The following is a 16,814-nucleotide window of genomic DNA, read 5'->3' on the forward strand; positions in this document are numbered from 1 at the left end:
CAAATTAATCGATAACCGACAGCACACGTCGATCAAAAGGTTTCCCAGTTCGCATCATCCCCGGCGGCTAATGGCCGCGGCGTATTGCCGGACTGAGCGTCCGCTGATAAACGCATCTCAGGTTTATTTACCGCCAGCGGTCGCGATGCCAGGCGGAAAGCCGATACCGCCTGGGTCAGACGGCTGGCCTGCTCTTCCAGCGCGGCGGCGGCCGCTGCGGATTCCTGAACCAGCGAGGCGTTCTGTTGCGTTACGCGATCCATTTCGGAAACGGCCAAAGCGACCTGATCGATACCCCGGCTTTGCTCATCCGAGGCGGAGGCGATTTCGCCCATGATATCCGTGACGCGCGTAACGGCATTGACGATGTCAGTCATGGTTTCCCCGGCGCTTTCCACCAGCACAGAACCGGTATCGACACGCGAGACGGAATCTTCAATCAACGCTTTTATTTCTTTCGCCGCTTGGGCGCTGCGGCTGGCCAGATTACGCACCTCGCCTGCCACGACCGCAAAACCGCGTCCCTGCTCTCCCGCGCGCGCTGCTTCTACCGCCGCGTTCAGCGCCAGAATGTTAGTCTGGAAGGCAATACCGTCGATAACGCTGATAATGTCAGCGATTTTTTTCGAACTGTCGGCAATTTCGTGCATAGTGTTTACTACGCCGTCGACCACTTTGCCGCCATGACGCGCGGTCTCGGAGGCGCTTTGCGCCAGTTGCGAAGCCTGACGGGCGTTATCGGCGTTTTGCTTCACGGTGGCCGTCAGTTGTTCCATGCTGGCCGCCGTCTCCTCCAGAGCGGAGGCCTGCTGTTCGGTACGGGAAGAGAGGTCGGTATTACCGGCGGCAATTTCACTGGTGCCGGAATAAATCGCATCCGAACCTTCGCGAACCTGCGTCACGGTGTCAATCAGCGAGCGTTGCATATGTTCAACTGTTCCCGCCAGTTCGCCAATTTCATTACGTCCTGAGACGGTGAGCGTTTTCGTCAGATCGCCGCTGGCAATTTCACGGATATGAGTAATCACTCGCGCTAATGGGTTAAGCAGGGCATGACGAATGCCGAACCAAACCACCATCAAAATCAGCACCAGCACGACCGCAAGAACCCCCAGTTGCCATTGCGCAAAACGGTAGTCATGAGCGCTTTGATCAAATGTCTGGCGGTACAGGTTTTCGCTCACCCGGGCGTAATTGCCCAGCGCCTCGCCCAACGCGTTTTGCATTCCCTGGGTTGGCTGGGCGAAGTAGGCATCCATATTGCCATTGTCCAGAAACTGAATAAGTTCGGTTAATGCGGCCTGATAGCGCTGATATTTTTCATCGACGTTCGCGCTGGCCTCCGCCATCGCTGGCAATGGCGTCATGTTTTTGAAATTGGCGTAGTGCGCCGCCGCCTGTGCGAGGGTCGTTTTTGCATTCTGGAGTAAATCCGTTTTGGCGCTGCTCTGCTGGTTAGAAGCGTCCATCATCATGCGTGCGGCGGAGCGGCTCAGGTTAATGCGCGTTTGCAGCATTAAGTCCCATGTCGACGTGAGTTCGCTTTGTTGCTGGCGTAATTCGTTAGAAATAACAAAACCTTGCTGGTTATGCTGTAATGAAGAAAACAGCAAACCACCGGAAACAAGCTGTAGCAGTGCGAAAACCCCCAGCACCATCATCAGCATTGTGACAACGCGGATACGGTTAAACATAAGGCACCTTCCTGATAACGAGTTATCAACGTTATCGGCACCTGCGGTGATAACTTTACTTTTGCAAAAAGGAAATACGCTGTTCCGGAAGACGATATTGACAATAACAGTGTCGCAGCGGCGATGCCGGCGCAAAATGCAGGGGCTGGGCGCGGGCGATGAAGAGGCACTCTCACCGCTGGCGGAAGCATAACGGTGAATATTGCCGGATGGCGCGACGCCATCCGGCAACGTTATTACGCGACGTGTGATGCTGCGATATCCAGCAGCGCCATCTCTTCGCTGTTAAGCAGTTTTTCGATATTCACTAGGATCAGCATACGCTCGCCGAGCGCGCCCAATCCCGTCAAATATTCTGTTGACAAGGTCACGGCAAATTCTGGCGCCGGACGGATCTGTTCCGCCGTTAACGACAGTACGTCAGACACGCCGTCTACCACTATCCCGACGACGCGTTGCCCCAGATTCAGTACGATCACTACCGTATTGTCATCATACTCAACGTCGCCTTCGCAGAATTTCACGCGCAGATCGACAATGGGTACAATCACGCCGCGCAGGTTAGTCACCCCTTTTATAAAGGCCGGTGTATTGGCGATGCGCGTCACCTGGTCATAGCCACGGATCTCCTGTACTTTCAGGATATCGATGCCGTACTCTTCATTTCCCAGTGTAAACACCAGGAATTCCTGACCTGACGGCTCGCCGGCCAGTTTGCTTACATTACTCATACCGGTCATATTATTCCCTTCTCACTCAATCAGGCGGCTGTGATCGCCATACGTTGTTCGCGGTTTAAACCCTGCAATGCGGAAACATCAACAATCAGCGCGACGCTGCCGTCGCCCAGGATCGTCGCGGCGGAAATCCCCGGTACCTTGCGATAATTGCTTTCCAGATTTTTGACCACCACCTGGTGCTGACCGATGAGCTGATCGACCAGCAGCGCGTAACGGCGTCCCGCGCTTTGCAGGATCACAACAATGCCCTGCGTGGCTTCGGTTTTCGCCCCGTCCACGTCAAATACTTTCCACAATTCGACCAGCGGCAAATACTCGCCGCGAACTTCCAGAACCCGTTCGCCGCCCGCCAGCGGATGAAGATCCTCTTCACGCGGTTGCAGCGACTCCATCACCGCATTCAACGGCAGGATAAAAACTTCCCCCGCCACGCGAACCGACATCCCATCGAGGATGGCCAGCGTCAGCGGCAGCAGAATACGAATCGTGGTGCCGGAGCCTTGCTTTGACTGGATCTCAACGTGACCGCCCATCTCCTGAATGTTACGTTTCACCACATCCATGCCAACGCCGCGACCGGAGACATCCGTGACCTGTTCCGCAGTTGAGAATCCCGGCGCGAAGATCAACATGCCTACTTCATCGTCGGTCATGTTTTCATTCACCGCCATCCCCTGCGACATGGCCTTCGCCAGGATACGCTCACGGTTAAGCCCCGCGCCGTCATCGGTCACTTCAATACAAATATTCCCGCCCTGATGTTCTGCGGAAAGGATCAGATTGCCGACAACATTTTTCCCCGCCTCAAGGCGTTTTTCCGGCATTTCAATCCCGTGGTCGAGACTGTTGCGCACCAGGTGCGTCAGCGGGTCGATAATGCGTTCGATCAGGCTTTTATCAAGTTCAGTGGAGCTCCCCACCAGCGTCAGCTCTACCTGCTTGCCCAGTTTGCCCGCTAAATCGCGTACCAGACGCGGGAAACGGCTGAAGACGTACTCCATAGGCATCATACGAATCGACATCACCGACTCTTGTAAGTCGCGGGCGTTACGTTGTAACTGCCCCATACTGGTAATGAGATCGCCGTGGTTTACCGGGTCCAGCTCGTTAGAACGCTGGGCCAACATTGACTGGGTAATCACTAACTCGCCGACCAGGTTTATGAGCTGATCCACTTTCTCTACCGCCACGCGAATGCTGGTGGACTCGCGTTCACGCGCAGGTTTTTCGCGCCCCGCATGATGTTCATGGGCCGCGCTTTTGGCGGCTGGCGCAACGACTGCCGGAGACGCTACCGGTGCTACCTCGGTTTTCTCTTGCGCTTTTTCAACCGGCGCGGTGACCACTTTTTCAAAAGCGATCTGATCGGCCTCGATGACAAAACAGAGCACCGCGACAATGTCATCTTCCGCGACGCTGCCATCCAGAGTTGCCGACAGTGAATCCGCCCCCTTAACGACATCCGTCAGAGTAGCCAGATTGCCCAACTCTTCTTCAAGCAGATCGACCTCATTGGCTTTCAACCGTGAAAGTACAATGCGCAGTTTACTCTCGTCACGAGGCGATTCGGTTTCGGCTACGCTCTCTTCCTGGATCGCCGCGCTTAGTGCCGCGGTTTCTACGACCGCCGGCGTGGTTTCGCCTTTCGCCTCCAGCGCCAACTGGCGTAGCGCATTGCAGATATATTCGAAGCTTGCGGCATCCGGCTCTTCGGAGTTTTTATAGGCGTCGAGCTGTTCCTGCATAATATCTTTCGTTTCCAAAAACAGGTTGATAATGTCGGTATTGAGCTGCATTTCACCGCGTCGGGCTTCATCCAGCAGGTTTTCCATTAAATGTGTGGTTTCCTGCAGAATAGTGAAGCCGAATGTGCCCGCGCCGCCTTTAATGGAGTGCGCCGCGCGAAAAATGGCGTTCAGTTGTTCAGCGTCCGGGGATTCCGGCACCAAATCCAGCAGATGCTGCTCCATATCAGCCAACAGCTCGTCAGCTTCATCAAAAAATGTCTGATAAAAATCGCTAATATCCATGCTCACGCTATCACCTCGGTTCCGCTTTTGGCGATGTGGGTACGCTTGCCGGCGGGGCTGCCGCAGGCTGTTGTAATACACTTACCGGCTCATTCTGGCTTTCAGCGTTTTCATGCAAAATGGCCTGTTCCGCCTGTTTGTTTAACACCAGCAGGCTTATACGGCGGTTGATGGCATCATCAGGACCGCGATCGCTCAGCCGCATCGTGGCAGCCATGCCAACCACCCGTAATACTTTTCCGTTATCCAGCCCGCCAGCGACCAGTTCGCGACGCGAGGCATTGGCGCGATCGGCGGATAACTCCCAGTTGCTATAGCCTTTTTCGCCGTTCGCATAGGGAAAGTCATCGGTATGGCCGGCCAGGCTAATGCGATTAGGTATACCATTTAACACTGGCGCAATCGCACGCAGGATATCGCGCATATACGGCTCAACTTCGGCGCTGCCGGTTTTAAACATCGGGCGGTTCTGGCTGTCGATAATCTGGATGCGCAACCCCTCCTGAACTAAATCAATTTTCAGATGCGGACGTAACGCGCGCAGTTTGGGATCGGATTCGATCAGTTGATCCAGATCGCCACGCAGTTTGTTTAAGCGACTCTGCTCCATCCGTTTTTTCAGCTCGTCGATATTCGGCTGCTTTTCCACTTCACCCTGCTGTTGGGTGTAATCATCGCCGCCGCCTGGTATCGGGCTCTCGCTATTGGCAATCCGATTTCCCCCCGTTACCGCGGTGGCCAACGGCGTACGAAAATATTCGGCAATCTGAATTAATTCTTTAGGGCTGGAGATGGAAATCAGCCACATCACCAGAAAAAAAGCCATCATCGCCGTCATAAAATCGGCGTAGGCAATTTTCCAGGAACCGTGCGCCCCGCCGCCGTGCGGTTTGTGCCTGCGGCGTTTTACGACGACAATGGGATGAGCCTGATTTTTCATGCTTCCTCAGTCGTCTGCTGCTGGTTTGGGTTTCTCACTGCGCGAACATGTTCTTCCAACTCAATAAACGATGGACGCTCACTGGAATAAAGCGTTTTACGACCAAATTCCACGGCAATCGGCGGCGCATAGCCGTTCAGATTAGACAGCAGTGTGATTTTTACGCACTGCATCATCTTGGTGGTTTCGGCGCTCTTCTGGCGCAAAACGGTCGCTAACGGTGAAATGAATCCATAAGCCAGTAAAATACCGAGGAACGTACCTACCATGGCATGGGCAATCAGCGCCCCCAACTCCGCTGCCGGACGATCGGCTGAAGCCAGAGCGTGAACCACCCCCATTACCGCCGCGACGATACCAAAGGCAGGCAGCGAATCCCCCACCATCGCCAGACTGTTGGCCGGGACTTCCGCCTCGCTTTCATGGGTTTCAATCTCTTCATCCATCAACGCTTCAATTTCGAACGTATTCATGTTGCCGCTGATGATCAGGCGCAGATAATCGACAATAAAATCAAGCATTACCGCATCGGCCAGAATACGCGGATAACTGGCGAAGATTTCACTCTCTTTCGGATTTTCAATATCGCGTTCAAGGGAGAACATCCCCTGCTGGCGTGATTTGGCCATCAGGCGATAGAGCAACGCCAGCAAATCCATGTACATAGATTTCGTGTATTTCGAACGACGAAATAACAACGGGATCGCTTTCATCGTGCCTTTGATGGCCTTCCCGTTGTTGCCGACAATGAACGCCCCTATCCCCGCGCCGCCAATGATGACCAGTTCAGCAGGTTGATAGAGTGCCCCAAGGTGTCCGCCGGTCATGACATAACCGCCGAAAACTGTACCGATAACCACCAGGTAACCTAATAAGATAAGCACGACATCATCCTTCCGCTGTTGACTATGACAGGATGCGCAGTCGGGCGATTAACGCGAAGGCAAGGCAAAAAAAAGCAGCGGTAATGACTTACCGCTGCTGGAGTGTTTGTCCACACCGTTTCGGTTAAACAGCCTGTTCGATCTGTTCATCCAGCAGTTGTGGAATAATATCGGCAGCATCTCGGGAAAGTTTACGTCTTTTTACTGCGCGGGATGGCGGCTGGCATAAACTACACGCAAAGCTGCCCACGGGCTGATGCGCATGGGTAATAAAGTTCCCACCGCAGCAGTTACAGCTCGACAATTCAAGCAACCCACTTTCAACAAAACGCACCAGCGTCCATGCGCGAGTCAGCGCCAACAACGGCCCTTCAGGCGGTTGCGGACACTGCTCAAGATAAAGCCGATAAGCTTTAATCACCGCATCCACACCGCTGCATAAGCCGGTCTTCAGTAAAAATTGCCAGGCGTTGCAGAACATGGAGGCATGAATATTTTGCTCCCAGGTCATAAACCAGTCTGTCGAAAATGGCAGCATCCCTTTAGGCGGCGGGCTACCGCGTAATTCTTTGTACAGCCTGATGAGGCGACCACGGCTGAGCTGTGTTTCGCTTTCCAGCATTTGTAGACGAGCGCCAAGATTAATCAACTCCATCGCCAACTGGATATCGCGAGCTTCCTGAACAATGCTTTTTTCACTCATTATCATGCCCTTTTCTTACGCGCCGTATCGTCCACTTCATTGAGCAGACGCGTTGAAAGCATGATACCTGTGTGAATCTGCTGTAAATCATCGACGCGCGAATCCTGAGTCAAACGGGTGATCGTCTGATGATCGTCAAACCGGAAATGACAAACTAACTGGTTCGTCTCCGCCAGTTTGACCATCTGCGGCAGGGTCAACGCGCCCAGTGTGTTTGCCATCTCTTCGTTGATACCGAGGCGGAACATCGCAGATGCTTTGTCCTGGACGATCAAACGCTGTGCAAGGAGTAAATATGACAAATTGATGTCATAAATGTGTTTTAGCAACTCGGATGTATGCATTGTTCCCATCCAGAATAACCAACTTTATTTTTGTGCGACGTAGCCGCACCCCGTGATGTCGCCGGGAAGGCCCGGTAAAAGAAGCAAAAAGGTCAAATGCATAGCAGCGCTCAGACATTGTGGACATTGTGACGTATAACGCAGCTTCCCACTGAGATTCGCCTTACACGTTTACATCAATTTTTACAAATGCCTAAGATTTTTCCTAATTCGACGCAACTCTACTCGTCAGCTTCGTGACATACAACGGAGCGGGACGGCGATTTTAGAAAATATGTGATGTAGATCACATATTTTAACGGAATACTTACGATAAAACCATCAGCATGGCTTTTACTTTGTTTAATTAATAACCTAATGTTCACTTTTTCTATTCCACACTGCTGAATAGGGGTACGTCAACACCAAATTCTTTTTTGTTTCTCTCTGTTAAAATAACGCCAGGATAATAGATAACAGGCTATTATTTCTATTTTAGAAACGCTTTTATTTTACCTTTAGTAAACAGTGGGTTAAATATTAAACGTTATTAATTAATCTCGTCACAGCATACGCCCTCCGCTGTTAAAAATAAGCTCATTTGATTTAACTTTTAGCTTTCCTTGTTCACCCGTTTAAATGAAGCATCCTGGTGGTGTGTAAAAAGTGTCTTATGCCACGATTCTTTACATAAGAATAATTAATGATTAATTATGATGTCCTTCACATTAATGTGGCATTAGCGCATTGCAGAAATGCGATAAACAGAGTAAAGCTAAAGCACAATCTCATATTCTTGCAATCAAGGAGCGAGTTATGAGCTACACCCATATTCTTGTCGCCGTTGCCGTCACCCCGGAAAGTCACCAGCTACTGGCTAAAGCGGTCTCTATCGCCCGCCCTGTTCAGGCGAAAGTAAGCCTGATTACTCTCGCTTCCGATCCTGAACTGTATAACCAGTTCGCCGCGCCCATGATGGAGGATTTACGCGCGGTTATGCATGAGGAAACCGAGAATTTTCTTAAGATGCTGGGGGAAAAGGCGGATTATCCGATTGAACAAACTTTCATCGCATCAGGTGAGTTAAGCCAGCATATTTTGGCTGTGTGCCGCAAACACCATGTTGATCTGGTCATTTGCGGCAACCATAACCACAGTTTCTTTTCGCGCGCATCCTGCTCGGCAAAAAGTGTCGTCAGCGCCAGCCAGGTAGATGTGTTGCTGGTACCGTTAGCGGGCGACTAGTCGCCGCTCGCGATATTTCAGGCCAGCTTAGGGAACGTCGCCACGTTGTTCTGCTGCTGACGCTCAGGGCTACGCGGCGTGACCTCCTTTAGGTCATGAATAAAACGTTCCTGCCAGCGGTTAATGTCATTTTTAACGATCACGTCCAGCATTTCCGCATGGCGCGAAATACGCTCGGCAAGGGGCATCGTTAACGCGCGATTGAGCGCCGCCGCCACGTCATCCCGATCGTAAGGATTGACGATTAACGCCGACATCAGTTCATTCGCCGCGCCGGCAAACTGTGACAGTACCAGTACACCAGGGTTAGCGGGGTCCTGCGCGGCGACAAACTCTTTTGCCACCAGGTTCATCCCGTCACGCAACGGGGTGACGAGCCCGACGTCTGAATAACGGAATATCTTCATTAACAGTTTACGGTCGAAATGCTGATTCAGATAATAGAGCGGCGTCCAGCCCAATTGTCCATATTTCCCATTAATCCGGCCTGCTTCCGTCTCAAGCTGGTGGCGAATATCCTGATATGCCTGTACTTCGCCGCGTGACGTAGGCGCAATTTGGGTATAACGAATTTTTCCCCGATGCTGCGGATAGTTTTCCAGTAGCGCTTCATACGCCAGAAAACGTTCCGGCAGCCCTTTCGAATAATCCAGCCGCTCAACGGAAAAAATATTCTTCACATTTTTCAGTTCCGCCTTGAGCTGCGCCAGTTTAGGCGGCAACGGCCCGGCAGCCTGTAGAGCAATCTCATCGGGCTCAATACCGATAGGATACACTTCTGTCTGGAAGTCTTTACCCCACGCGATATGCTGCTTGCCGCTGCGAGTCGTGACTCGCGTTTGACTCGAAAGGCTATCCAGAAAAGCCAGGCGATCATTTTCGGTCTGGAACCCGAGCAGATCAAAGTCACACAACTGCTCCAGCAGTTCATCATGCGGCGGTAGAGCGTTAAAAATCTCCGGGGTCGGGAATGGAATATGCAGGAAAAAACCAATTCGGTTGTTCACGCCGCGTTTACGCAGCTCGCTGGCAAACGGTAACAGGTGGTAGTCATGCACCCAAATGATGTCGTTCTCTTTAATGAGGGGCAATAACTTATCCGCTAATAGCGCATTCACCCGCATATAGCCTTCCCATGCAGGACGCTGAAACTGTACCAGGTCCAGACGATAGTGGAACGCAGGCCAGAGAACCGCATTGGAAAATTGACAGTAATAATCTTCGTAATCTTGTTCACTCAGGTTAAACGATGCCCAGGTAATATTACCTTTTGTCACCTTTTTTAATGGCTCATCCTCGTTACCTGTCTCGCCACTCCAGCCGAACCACAACCCGCCAGCCGCTTTTAGCGCGCCAAGCACGCCAACGGCGAGGCCGCCGGCGCCGCCTTTATTATCCGGGGGGGCAATTCGATTAGATACTACGACTAAACGACTCATAGCCATCTCTCCTGTTATTCATTACTTGTTGTTCTTGTTGTGGATAATTGATTTGTTCCAGCCAGCGCCAGACATCGGGTACGCTTTCCAGCCGCCATGCCGCCTGGGTTGCCCCGACGCCCACTTTTACGGAAATTCCGCCAGCGTGATTCACCACGCCAAAGCCAGCCTCATCGGTCAAATCGTCGCCCACAAAAACGGGAATCCGTCCCGCAAAGGGCGCCTCCTGCATAAAGGCGGCAATCGCTTCGCCTTTATTAGTTCCCTTAGGTTTGATTTCCACAACACATTTACCAGGCTGCAACGCCAGTTGCGGCCAGTGCTGCGTAACGTGTTGCGCAAGCGCCAACAGCGCCGCTTCATGTTCCGGAGCCTGACGGTAGTGCAGCGCAAACGCCATCCCCTTCGTCTCCAGCTCCGTTCCGGGCAGCGCTACAAGCGTCGAACGTAATAACGCCTCCACCTCACGGACTACCGCTTCAGGAAGGCGCACGATATGGGTTTTACCATTGATGTCACGACGCTCTGCCCCGTGAACGCCAGCGAGCGGAAAGCGAAAAGGCTTCGCCAAAGCATCCAGCTCAGTCATTGAACGCCCTGAAATCAATGCCAGTGCCCCTGCGTTGTGCGCCGCGAGACGGTCTAACAACTGAAGGATTTTATGCGGTACCACTACCTGATCGGGATGAGGCTTTATCTCTGCCAATGTGCCATCAAGGTCAAAAAAATACGCATAGTTCGCAGTGAGTTCGGGGGATACGGTTAACGGTTCTGCCACCCTGGTCTCCTCCTTATCATCATATTGAGACTCACAAACGGTCTCATTAGTCATGTAAGTATAGACAGTGTGACGCTGCTCGCCATTTAGAAAGACCATCGCCAGCCGGGGTAGCGGCTGGCGATGACGTGAAGCTATACTGTTTAGTTGAGTGTTAATTCATCAAATCATACGCTTCGCTTTTTACTTATAATGGTCGAAGATAACTGTTGTCAGAAGGATTCAGCCGCGAACCACGTACTGTGCAAAAGGTGAAATGTTGAGCAGGTTCATCGCGTTCTCCACCGTTCCTGATATCAGTACGCTCGCCACCACATATGAGATTTTTCCGAGGCCGCCTCTCAGGAAAACGCCCCCTAAGACACACGCAGAAATAACGATTAACTCATAACCCAGGGAATTCATTGACCAGCATGACATAACCCAGAGCGAATTCATCAGCCAAAAGGCAGAAAAGCCAGCACATTAATCCATAACATCAGCCAGCTAATCCTTATGGCCCTGGGTGAATAACGATTACCAGGGATAATAGATATGTTCAGCCTGTTCGCGAACCGGCGCATCGTCTCCCAGCAGTCTGGCGGAAAGGGTTAGCGCGAAATCAAAGACATGACCCAAGCCTTTGCCGCTAATTAAATTACCATCTTCAACAACGGGCGCATCCACATAGACACCTTCTGGAACCGCTTTCCACAGGTCGCCGGAACAGACATAACGACGCCCCTTCAGCAATCCGTGAGCACCCAGCACCCTTGCCGCCGCGGAACAGATAGGACAAATAAATTTGCCTGCCGCATCATGACGCGCAACGAAAGCGATCACCGCCGGATTAGCCGCCAGATTAGCGCTCCCCTGCGGACCGCCCGGCAGCACTACCGCATCGAAAAGCGCCTGCTGGCGTTCACTCAGCGTACTGTCCGCAACCATAGGAATATCATGGTAACTCACCACCGCCCGTGATTCAGCACACGCCAGCGTTTCGACATCGATATGCAAACGTCGCAGAATATCAAGAGTAACAATGGCCTCTGCTTCTTCAAATCCTGGCGCCAACAGCACCGCGACCTTTTTCATTGACTGCTCCTTGTTAACGAGTCACCCATCAAAACTGCGCTCAACCAAATAACGTGCTCGTATGATTAATGACATTAAAAATGATCTACCGCAAAATCGGCTAGTTTATAAAAACAGGCATATTTGCTCTCAACCGTTTATGCGTGTGATATCCAGACTGGCTAATGTTTATTTTATTGAAATTACCATACTTGAAAGGCTTAACCCATGATCTGAAACAACGTTTCATAAATTACAAATCTATATAATATCATTTAACTTTCAAATGGTTGTAACTGCTCCACACCAAAAATCATTACACCTGAAAAAATCACACCGCTGAAAATGTAAAAAAAGATAAACAATTGCATTTAAGGATTTTCTTATTTTTATTGACGCGCTATTCTCATTACCGATCGATAAACAGGAAATGAGATCGCATAAGGGACTGGCGGAACGGAGTTCTTCTGCTAAGAGTATTTATTGTGCATAGAGGTAAGAATGTGACAACGGCCCGTTGCATTCTCGTCTGTCATGCACATCAACACTTTCTGGAAATAAGGATATTGTTATGGCAGCTGTAGGAATGGTTCAAAAGCTCAACACGCCAATGAACCTTGAGTTTTACGCATCAAATCTTTACCTCCATCTAAGCGAATGGTGTTCTGAACACAGTTTAACAGGCACCGCCACCTTTCTTCGTACCCAGGCGCAAGGCAACGTGACGCAAATGATGCGCATGTTTAATTTTATGAAAAACGCCGGCGCCACCCCTATCGTTAAAGCCATTGACGTTCCGGGTGAAGAGCTCTGCTCTCTGGAAGAATTGTTCCAGAAAACCCTGGAGGATTATCAGCAACGCGCCAGCACGCTGTCGCGTCTGGCAGATGAAGCGAAAGCGCTGAATGATGCCTCAACGCTTGATTTTCTCCATACCCTGGAAAAAGAGCAGCAGCAGGATGGCGTACTTTTACAAACTATTCTCGAAGAAGTTCGCAGCGCTAAACGAGCAGGGCTATGCCTGGCGCAAACCGATCAGCATCTCCTTAACGTCGTGACCTATCAGCATCACTGATAGCGGCACCCCGAGCGACAATATTGAGACGTTATTAGCCGGATAGCAACGCGAAGCAGCTTATCCGGCCTACACCGTTTCTGGTCTGTTTGCCAGAGGTGGCGCCTGTCGCTACTGGCGTATTATCGGCACATCATGCCAGCCGACAGGCGCGAAACGCCTCTGTCTTGTCCAGGCATTACCCCAGCATCTCACGTACAAACGCTTCTATTTCTTTATTCTGGCCGTTTTCAAACAAACATTGCTGGAAACGCGGCCCTGAAACCGCCGTTTTAACCAGTTCAGGATCGATAGCCCGTAGTGTATCCAGATAATTCTCTTTGACGACCGCGGCCTTAACCTGGTTCAAAATGCCCGCATTGCGTACCTGCGGCGCTTTGCGCTCAGGCGGATACCCCTCGCCTTTACGCCCGGTAAACGCTTTTTCAAAGATGAAACGCACGTTCAGCTCAGCGCCCCAGCCAAAGCCTTTCGCAAATGGCAGGGACAACGCATTGCCGTTGTTGATCTGCGCAAACAGAAAAGCATCTGCCGGATCGATGCAATAGCCACAAATGACACCTGGATGAATATTTAACGACATCAGCGCGCCCTGCCCGGTGCCACAGCCAGTAACCACAAAATCAACCGCGTTTGCATTAAGCAAAATACTCGCCATGATGCCCAAGTGAATGTACGTCAGGTGATGGTCATTTTCGTCGCACATGCCAACGTTAAAAATGGGAAATCCCTTTTCATTGGCGACGGCGCTAAGTTCGTTATAAATGATGGCATTTTTGCTGGCCTGGCTATTTTCCATCATCAGTGCAATTTTCATCGTGTTCCTCCTGAATGCAGACGGTCGCGTCTGCGTAAATCATGACGTTTTGCCCACACTACACACTTAAGAACATGCATTCAAATTTAATGAAACCAAGTTTCATTAAATGAAGAGACGCTCACACATTTTCTGTTCCCGCTGTAAACCTCCTGCCGTTACCTTTAATCAAGGCGAATCCGTAAGTTATTCCAGCCATTGACGGTGCAAGACACGAGGTAGCATGGTCTGATACCGAATTGTCGGAGCGATTTTATGAAGCCTCTTATTTTTACTCTTTCACTGCTAGCCCTGACGGGATGCACCATTACTCGACAAGCGCAGGTCAGCGAAGCCAGCCCGATAAGCGGCATCGTGCGCTTGACGTATAACCAGCCGCTATTTTTTACTTCACGGACAGATGACTATGTATCTCACGGGACCGCAACACGCGAATGCCAGCAGATGGGCTATGCCGATGCCGTTTCGTTTGGTCAGCCGGTAGGAACCTGTAGCATTTATGCGGGCTCGTTGTGTCTGAACACCCGATTTACCCTCTCCTGGCAGTGCCGGGGCGTTGCCGTCCCGCAAATCATGCCGCTTTATTATTAAGGCGGCTGGCTTAACGCCGACACCATCTACAATAGAGGAGAGTGCAGGGTCGCTATTGCCAGCATGAAGATGCTGGCTTTCCTTTATTTTTATACCCTATACACTGGCGTTAATGCGTTTTATTCCCATTCGTATTTTTAATAATTAAATTTAATATTTTACCTTTTGCAAATAATAAAATAACAAATTATAGTGGCGCCACATTACCGTATATCTTTTGCTATTTGTGGAGCGGAACCATGCTGAAAACAGAAATGATCGACAAACTGAATGAGCAAATGAATCTGGAGTTATACTCCTCCCTGCTCTATCAACAAATGAGCGCGTGGTGCAGCTATCACAGTTTTGAAGGCGCGGCCGCATTTCTTCGTCGCCATGCGCAAGAAGAGATGACGCATATGCAGCGCCTGTTTGACTACCTTACCGATACCGGAAGCCTGCCGCGCATTCATACCGTTTCTTCGCCCTTCGCTGAGTACGCCTCGCTGGATGAGCTGTTCCGCGCGACCTATGAGCATGAGCAGCTTATTACCCAAAAAATTAATGAACTGGCTCATGCCGCAATGACCAGCCAGGATTATCCGACATTTAATTTCTTGCAGTGGTATGTGGCAGAACAGCATGAAGAAGAAAAACTGTTCAAATCTATTATTGATAAATTAACGCTGGCGGGAAAAAGCGGCGAAGGGCTTTATTTCATTGATAAAGAACTCTCCACCCTGGATACGCAAAATTAATCCAGCAAGTCCTTACACGGTGAGACGCACTCTCACCGTGGCGTATTAATGGCGGCAGATTTTACTCTCATGCGTTGAAAAACCGTCCTCCACGGCAATAAACTTTCCTTTCGCCGCCAGAAACGCGACCAGTTCCGCCGCCGTCATATCTGACGCTGAACAGGTGTGAAATCGTGCCCGCTCGCCAAAGCGCGCTTTTATTGCCGCCTCCAGCGAGGTATGCGTGTACTGCTCGCCAGACTCAATCATCATGTTGAGTACTTCGTGACCGTGAATAGAATCCATAACCCCTCCTGAATAAAACTCGTAGCCTAATGTGTCCTCGTGCGAGCGACTTTGCGCTAGCGCAGGTTTGCGGCGGTTGTCCGCGTCTCCTCCCATATTCGTTTTTATGCCCGGAACTGTAAATTTTACAGTACACCCATTGTAACGACCATTTGACGAAAATAGCGTAATGCCTTACCCTGCGCCGCGGATATCACCGTTCTTTGTTACCGGGGTAGTAGAAAGCGTGAAAAACAGAACTCTGGGCAGTATTTTTATCGTGGCAGGCACCACTATCGGCGCCGGGATGCTGGCAATGCCGCTGGCAGCGGCTGGCGTTGGTTTCAGCGTCACGCTGGGATTGTTGATTGGCCTGTGGGCGCTGATGTGTTATACCGCGCTACTATTACTGGAGGTATATCAACACGTTCCGGCGGATACCGGACTGGGCTCGTTGGCAAAACGCTATCTTGGACGTTACGGACAGTGGCTTACGGGATTCAGTATGATGTTCTTAATGTATGCGCTCACCGCCGCCTACATTTCCGGAGCCGGAGAATTACTGGCATCCAGTATTAATAACTGGCTTGGCGCCACGCTCTCGCCCGCTGCCGGAGTACTGCTGTTCACCTTTGTTGCCGGTGGGGTGGTATGTGTGGGCACCTCGCTGGTCGACCTTTTTAACCGCTTCCTGTTTAGCGCAAAGATCATTTTTCTGGTCATCATGCTTGCGTTGCTCACGCCACATATTCATAAAGTAAATCTTCTTACGCTTCCTTTACAGCAGGGGCTGGCGTTATCCGCCATACCGGTCATTTTCACCTCTTTTGGTTTTCACGGAAGCGTACCAAGTATTGTGAGTTATATGAACGGCAACATTCGCCGGCTGCGTTGGGTCTTTATGACGGGTAGCGCCATTCCGTTAGTGGCCTATATTTTTTGGCAGCTCGCCACGCTGGGAAGTATCGACTCGCCGACATTCAGAGGGCTACTGGCCAGCCATGCCGGGTTAAATGGCCTGCTGCAGGCGCTCAGAGAAGTGGTCGCTTCGCCACATGTCGAACTGGCGGTCCACCTGTTCGCCGATCTGGCGCTGGCGACCTCTTTTCTGGGCGTAGCGCTAGGATTATTTGATTACCTGGCCGATCTATTCCAGCGCCGCAGTACGGTGTCCGGGCGTCTGCAAACCGGGCTGATTACCTTTCTGCCGCCGCTGGCGTTTGCGCTTTTCTACCCACGTGGATTTGTGATGGCATTAGGCTATGCCGGCGTAGCGCTGGCAGTGCTGGCACTGCTCATCCCTGCCATGCTGGTCTGGCAGTGCCGTAAACAGATCCCTCAGGCGGGCTATCGTGTGGCAGGCGGCACCCCAGCGCTGGCGCTGGTGTTTATCTGCGGCATTATCGTGATTGGCGTCCAGTTTTCGATCGCTCTGGGGTTCCTGCCCGATCCAGGTTAACGCCAGGCAAAGATTACCGGGCCCGGACACCGTCCAGGCTCG

At 51.3% G+C, this 16,814-nt stretch carries 18 protein-coding genes and 1 pseudogene; 6 read left to right on the forward strand and 13 right to left on the reverse strand.

Features of this window, described 5'->3' with window-relative positions; genetic code table 11:
- Positions 1-32 precede the first annotated feature (32 nt).
- From tar to flhD, 7 genes are all read right to left on the reverse strand, one after another.
- On the reverse strand, positions 33-1,694 hold the full coding sequence (tar, locus tag ACLD4F_RS04900; RefSeq protein ID WP_076935349.1) for a methyl-accepting chemotaxis protein II: 1,662 nt from the start codon (positions 1,692-1,694) through the stop codon (positions 33-35).
- A 236-nt stretch (positions 1,695-1,930) separates the two neighbouring features.
- Positions 1,931-2,434, reverse strand: a complete 504-nt coding sequence (cheW, locus tag ACLD4F_RS04905) for a chemotaxis protein CheW (RefSeq protein WP_000147295.1) — start codon at positions 2,432-2,434, stop codon at positions 1,931-1,933.
- A 20-nt stretch (positions 2,435-2,454) separates the two neighbouring features.
- On the reverse strand, positions 2,455-4,470 hold the full coding sequence (gene cheA, locus ACLD4F_RS04910; protein WP_000061307.1) for a chemotaxis protein CheA: 2,016 nt from the start codon (positions 4,468-4,470) through the stop codon (positions 2,455-2,457).
- 4 nt (positions 4,471-4,474) lie between these two features.
- Positions 4,475-5,404: a flagellar motor protein MotB gene (motB, locus tag ACLD4F_RS04915; protein ID WP_000795653.1), complete on the reverse strand. Its 930-nt coding sequence runs from the start codon at positions 5,402-5,404 to the stop codon at positions 4,475-4,477.
- A complete protein-coding gene (motA, locus tag ACLD4F_RS04920) occupies positions 5,401-6,288 on the reverse strand; it encodes a flagellar motor stator protein MotA (RefSeq protein WP_000906312.1) in 888 nt (295 codons plus the stop codon). The genes motB and motA overlap by 4 nt, the downstream gene beginning before the upstream one ends.
- A 124-nt stretch (positions 6,289-6,412) precedes the next feature.
- Positions 6,413-6,997 carry a flagellar transcriptional regulator FlhC gene (gene flhC, locus ACLD4F_RS04925; protein ID WP_000605987.1) on the reverse strand — a complete coding sequence of 195 codons (585 nt, stop codon included), beginning with the start codon at positions 6,995-6,997 and terminating at the stop codon, positions 6,413-6,415.
- Positions 6,994-7,335 carry a flagellar transcriptional regulator FlhD gene (gene flhD / locus ACLD4F_RS04930; RefSeq protein WP_001518146.1) on the reverse strand — a complete coding sequence of 114 codons (342 nt, stop codon included), beginning with the start codon at positions 7,333-7,335 and terminating at the stop codon, positions 6,994-6,996. The genes flhC and flhD overlap by 4 nt, the downstream gene beginning before the upstream one ends.
- Before the next feature lie 682 nt (positions 7,336-8,017).
- Between flhD and ACLD4F_RS04935 the strand changes: the two genes are divergently transcribed.
- Positions 8,018-8,134 (forward strand): hypothetical protein, encoded by a 117-nt coding sequence (locus tag ACLD4F_RS04935; RefSeq protein WP_001617301.1) that lies wholly within the window; start codon positions 8,018-8,020, stop codon positions 8,132-8,134.
- Positions 8,131-8,559, forward strand: a complete 429-nt coding sequence (uspC, locus tag ACLD4F_RS04940; protein ID WP_000122606.1) for a universal stress protein UspC — start codon at positions 8,131-8,133, stop codon at positions 8,557-8,559. The genes ACLD4F_RS04935 and uspC overlap by 4 nt, the downstream gene beginning before the upstream one ends.
- Positions 8,560-8,576: 17 nt before the next feature.
- On the opposite strand, the gene otsA is transcribed toward uspC, so the two are convergent.
- The 4 genes and pseudogenes from otsA to ACLD4F_RS04960 form a co-directional block, all read right to left on the reverse strand.
- Positions 8,577-9,998: an alpha,alpha-trehalose-phosphate synthase gene (gene otsA / locus ACLD4F_RS04945; protein ID WP_079971492.1), complete on the reverse strand. Its 1,422-nt coding sequence runs from the start codon at positions 9,996-9,998 to the stop codon at positions 8,577-8,579.
- Positions 9,973-10,776: a trehalose-phosphatase gene (gene otsB, locus ACLD4F_RS04950; protein ID WP_000840114.1), complete on the reverse strand. Its 804-nt coding sequence runs from the start codon at positions 10,774-10,776 to the stop codon at positions 9,973-9,975. Before otsB ends, otsA begins: the two co-directional genes overlap by 26 nt.
- A 222-nt stretch (positions 10,777-10,998) precedes the next feature.
- Positions 10,999-11,181, reverse strand: a pseudogene (gene araH / locus ACLD4F_RS04955) (L-arabinose ABC transporter permease AraH); the annotation flags it as partial.
- 111 nt (positions 11,182-11,292) lie between these two features.
- Positions 11,293-11,850 carry a DJ-1/PfpI family protein gene (locus ACLD4F_RS04960; RefSeq protein WP_000754796.1) on the reverse strand — a complete coding sequence of 186 codons (558 nt, stop codon included), beginning with the start codon at positions 11,848-11,850 and terminating at the stop codon, positions 11,293-11,295.
- 550 nt (positions 11,851-12,400) lie between these two features.
- Here ACLD4F_RS04960 and ACLD4F_RS04965 point away from each other — a divergent pair.
- A complete protein-coding gene (locus ACLD4F_RS04965) occupies positions 12,401-12,904 on the forward strand; it encodes a non-heme ferritin-like protein (protein WP_000741707.1) in 504 nt (167 codons plus the stop codon).
- Between the two features lie 178 nt (positions 12,905-13,082).
- Here the strand turns inward: ACLD4F_RS04965 and ACLD4F_RS04970 are convergent, their stop codons facing one another.
- Positions 13,083-13,721 (reverse strand): RpiB/LacA/LacB family sugar-phosphate isomerase, encoded by a 639-nt coding sequence (locus ACLD4F_RS04970; protein ID WP_023232076.1) that lies wholly within the window; start codon positions 13,719-13,721, stop codon positions 13,083-13,085.
- Between the two features lie 255 nt (positions 13,722-13,976).
- On the opposite strand from ACLD4F_RS04970, the gene ACLD4F_RS04975 reads away from it, so the two are divergent.
- Both ACLD4F_RS04975 and ftnA read left to right on the forward strand, forming a co-directional pair.
- On the forward strand, positions 13,977-14,312 hold the full coding sequence (locus ACLD4F_RS04975) for a YecR-like lipofamily protein (protein ID WP_000803229.1): 336 nt from the start codon (positions 13,977-13,979) through the stop codon (positions 14,310-14,312).
- A gap of 239 nt (positions 14,313-14,551) precedes the next feature.
- Positions 14,552-15,049, forward strand: coding sequence for a non-heme ferritin (gene ftnA / locus ACLD4F_RS04980; RefSeq protein ID WP_000920611.1), 498 nt, complete (start codon positions 14,552-14,554; stop codon positions 15,047-15,049).
- Positions 15,050-15,094: 45 nt separating this feature from the next.
- On the opposite strand, the gene ACLD4F_RS04985 is transcribed toward ftnA, so the two are convergent.
- Positions 15,095-15,334 carry a YecH family metal-binding protein gene (locus ACLD4F_RS04985; RefSeq protein WP_000377238.1) on the reverse strand — a complete coding sequence of 80 codons (240 nt, stop codon included), beginning with the start codon at positions 15,332-15,334 and terminating at the stop codon, positions 15,095-15,097.
- A gap of 226 nt (positions 15,335-15,560) precedes the next feature.
- Here ACLD4F_RS04985 and tyrP point away from each other — a divergent pair, with 226 nt between their 5' ends.
- A complete protein-coding gene (gene tyrP / locus ACLD4F_RS04990; protein WP_001747700.1) occupies positions 15,561-16,772 on the forward strand; it encodes a tyrosine transporter TyrP in 1,212 nt (403 codons plus the stop codon).
- Positions 16,773-16,814: the final 42 nt, after the last annotated feature.

The organism is Salmonella sp. 741265050_HSA, assembly GCF_046569445.1.
Taxonomy (GTDB): Bacteria; Pseudomonadota; Gammaproteobacteria; order Enterobacterales; family Enterobacteriaceae; genus Salmonella; species Salmonella enterica.

Bases quoted from the DNA above. Each gene is read 5' to 3' on its own strand.
- tar (WP_076935349.1), bottom strand. From the start codon at position 1,694: ATGTTTAACCGTATCCGCGTTGTCACAATGCTGATGATGGTGCTGGGG.
- cheW (WP_000147295.1), bottom strand. From the start codon at position 2,434: ATGACCGGTATGAGTAATGTAAGCAAACTGGCCGGCGAGCCGTCAGGT.
- motB (WP_000795653.1), bottom strand. From the start codon at position 5,404: ATGAAAAATCAGGCTCATCCCATTGTCGTCGTAAAACGCCGCAGGCAC.
- flhC (WP_000605987.1), bottom strand. From the start codon at position 6,997: ATGATAATGAGTGAAAAAAGCATTGTTCAGGAAGCTCGCGATATCCAG.
- flhD (WP_001518146.1), bottom strand. From the start codon at position 7,335: ATGCATACATCCGAGTTGCTAAAACACATTTATGACATCAATTTGTCA.
- ACLD4F_RS04935 (WP_001617301.1), top strand. From the start codon at position 8,018: ATGATTAATTATGATGTCCTTCACATTAATGTGGCATTAGCGCATTGC.
- uspC (WP_000122606.1), top strand. From the start codon at position 8,131: ATGAGCTACACCCATATTCTTGTCGCCGTTGCCGTCACCCCGGAAAGT.
- otsA (WP_079971492.1), bottom strand. From the start codon at position 9,998: ATGAGTCGTTTAGTCGTAGTATCTAATCGAATTGCCCCCCCGGATAAT.
- ACLD4F_RS04960 (WP_000754796.1), bottom strand. From the start codon at position 11,850: ATGAAAAAGGTCGCGGTGCTGTTGGCGCCAGGATTTGAAGAAGCAGAG.
- ACLD4F_RS04965 (WP_000741707.1), top strand. From the start codon at position 12,401: ATGGCAGCTGTAGGAATGGTTCAAAAGCTCAACACGCCAATGAACCTT.
- ACLD4F_RS04970 (WP_023232076.1), bottom strand. From the start codon at position 13,721: ATGAAAATTGCACTGATGATGGAAAATAGCCAGGCCAGCAAAAATGCC.
- ACLD4F_RS04975 (WP_000803229.1), top strand. From the start codon at position 13,977: ATGAAGCCTCTTATTTTTACTCTTTCACTGCTAGCCCTGACGGGATGC.
- ftnA (WP_000920611.1), top strand. From the start codon at position 14,552: ATGCTGAAAACAGAAATGATCGACAAACTGAATGAGCAAATGAATCTG.
- ACLD4F_RS04985 (WP_000377238.1), bottom strand. From the start codon at position 15,334: ATGGATTCTATTCACGGTCACGAAGTACTCAACATGATGATTGAGTCT.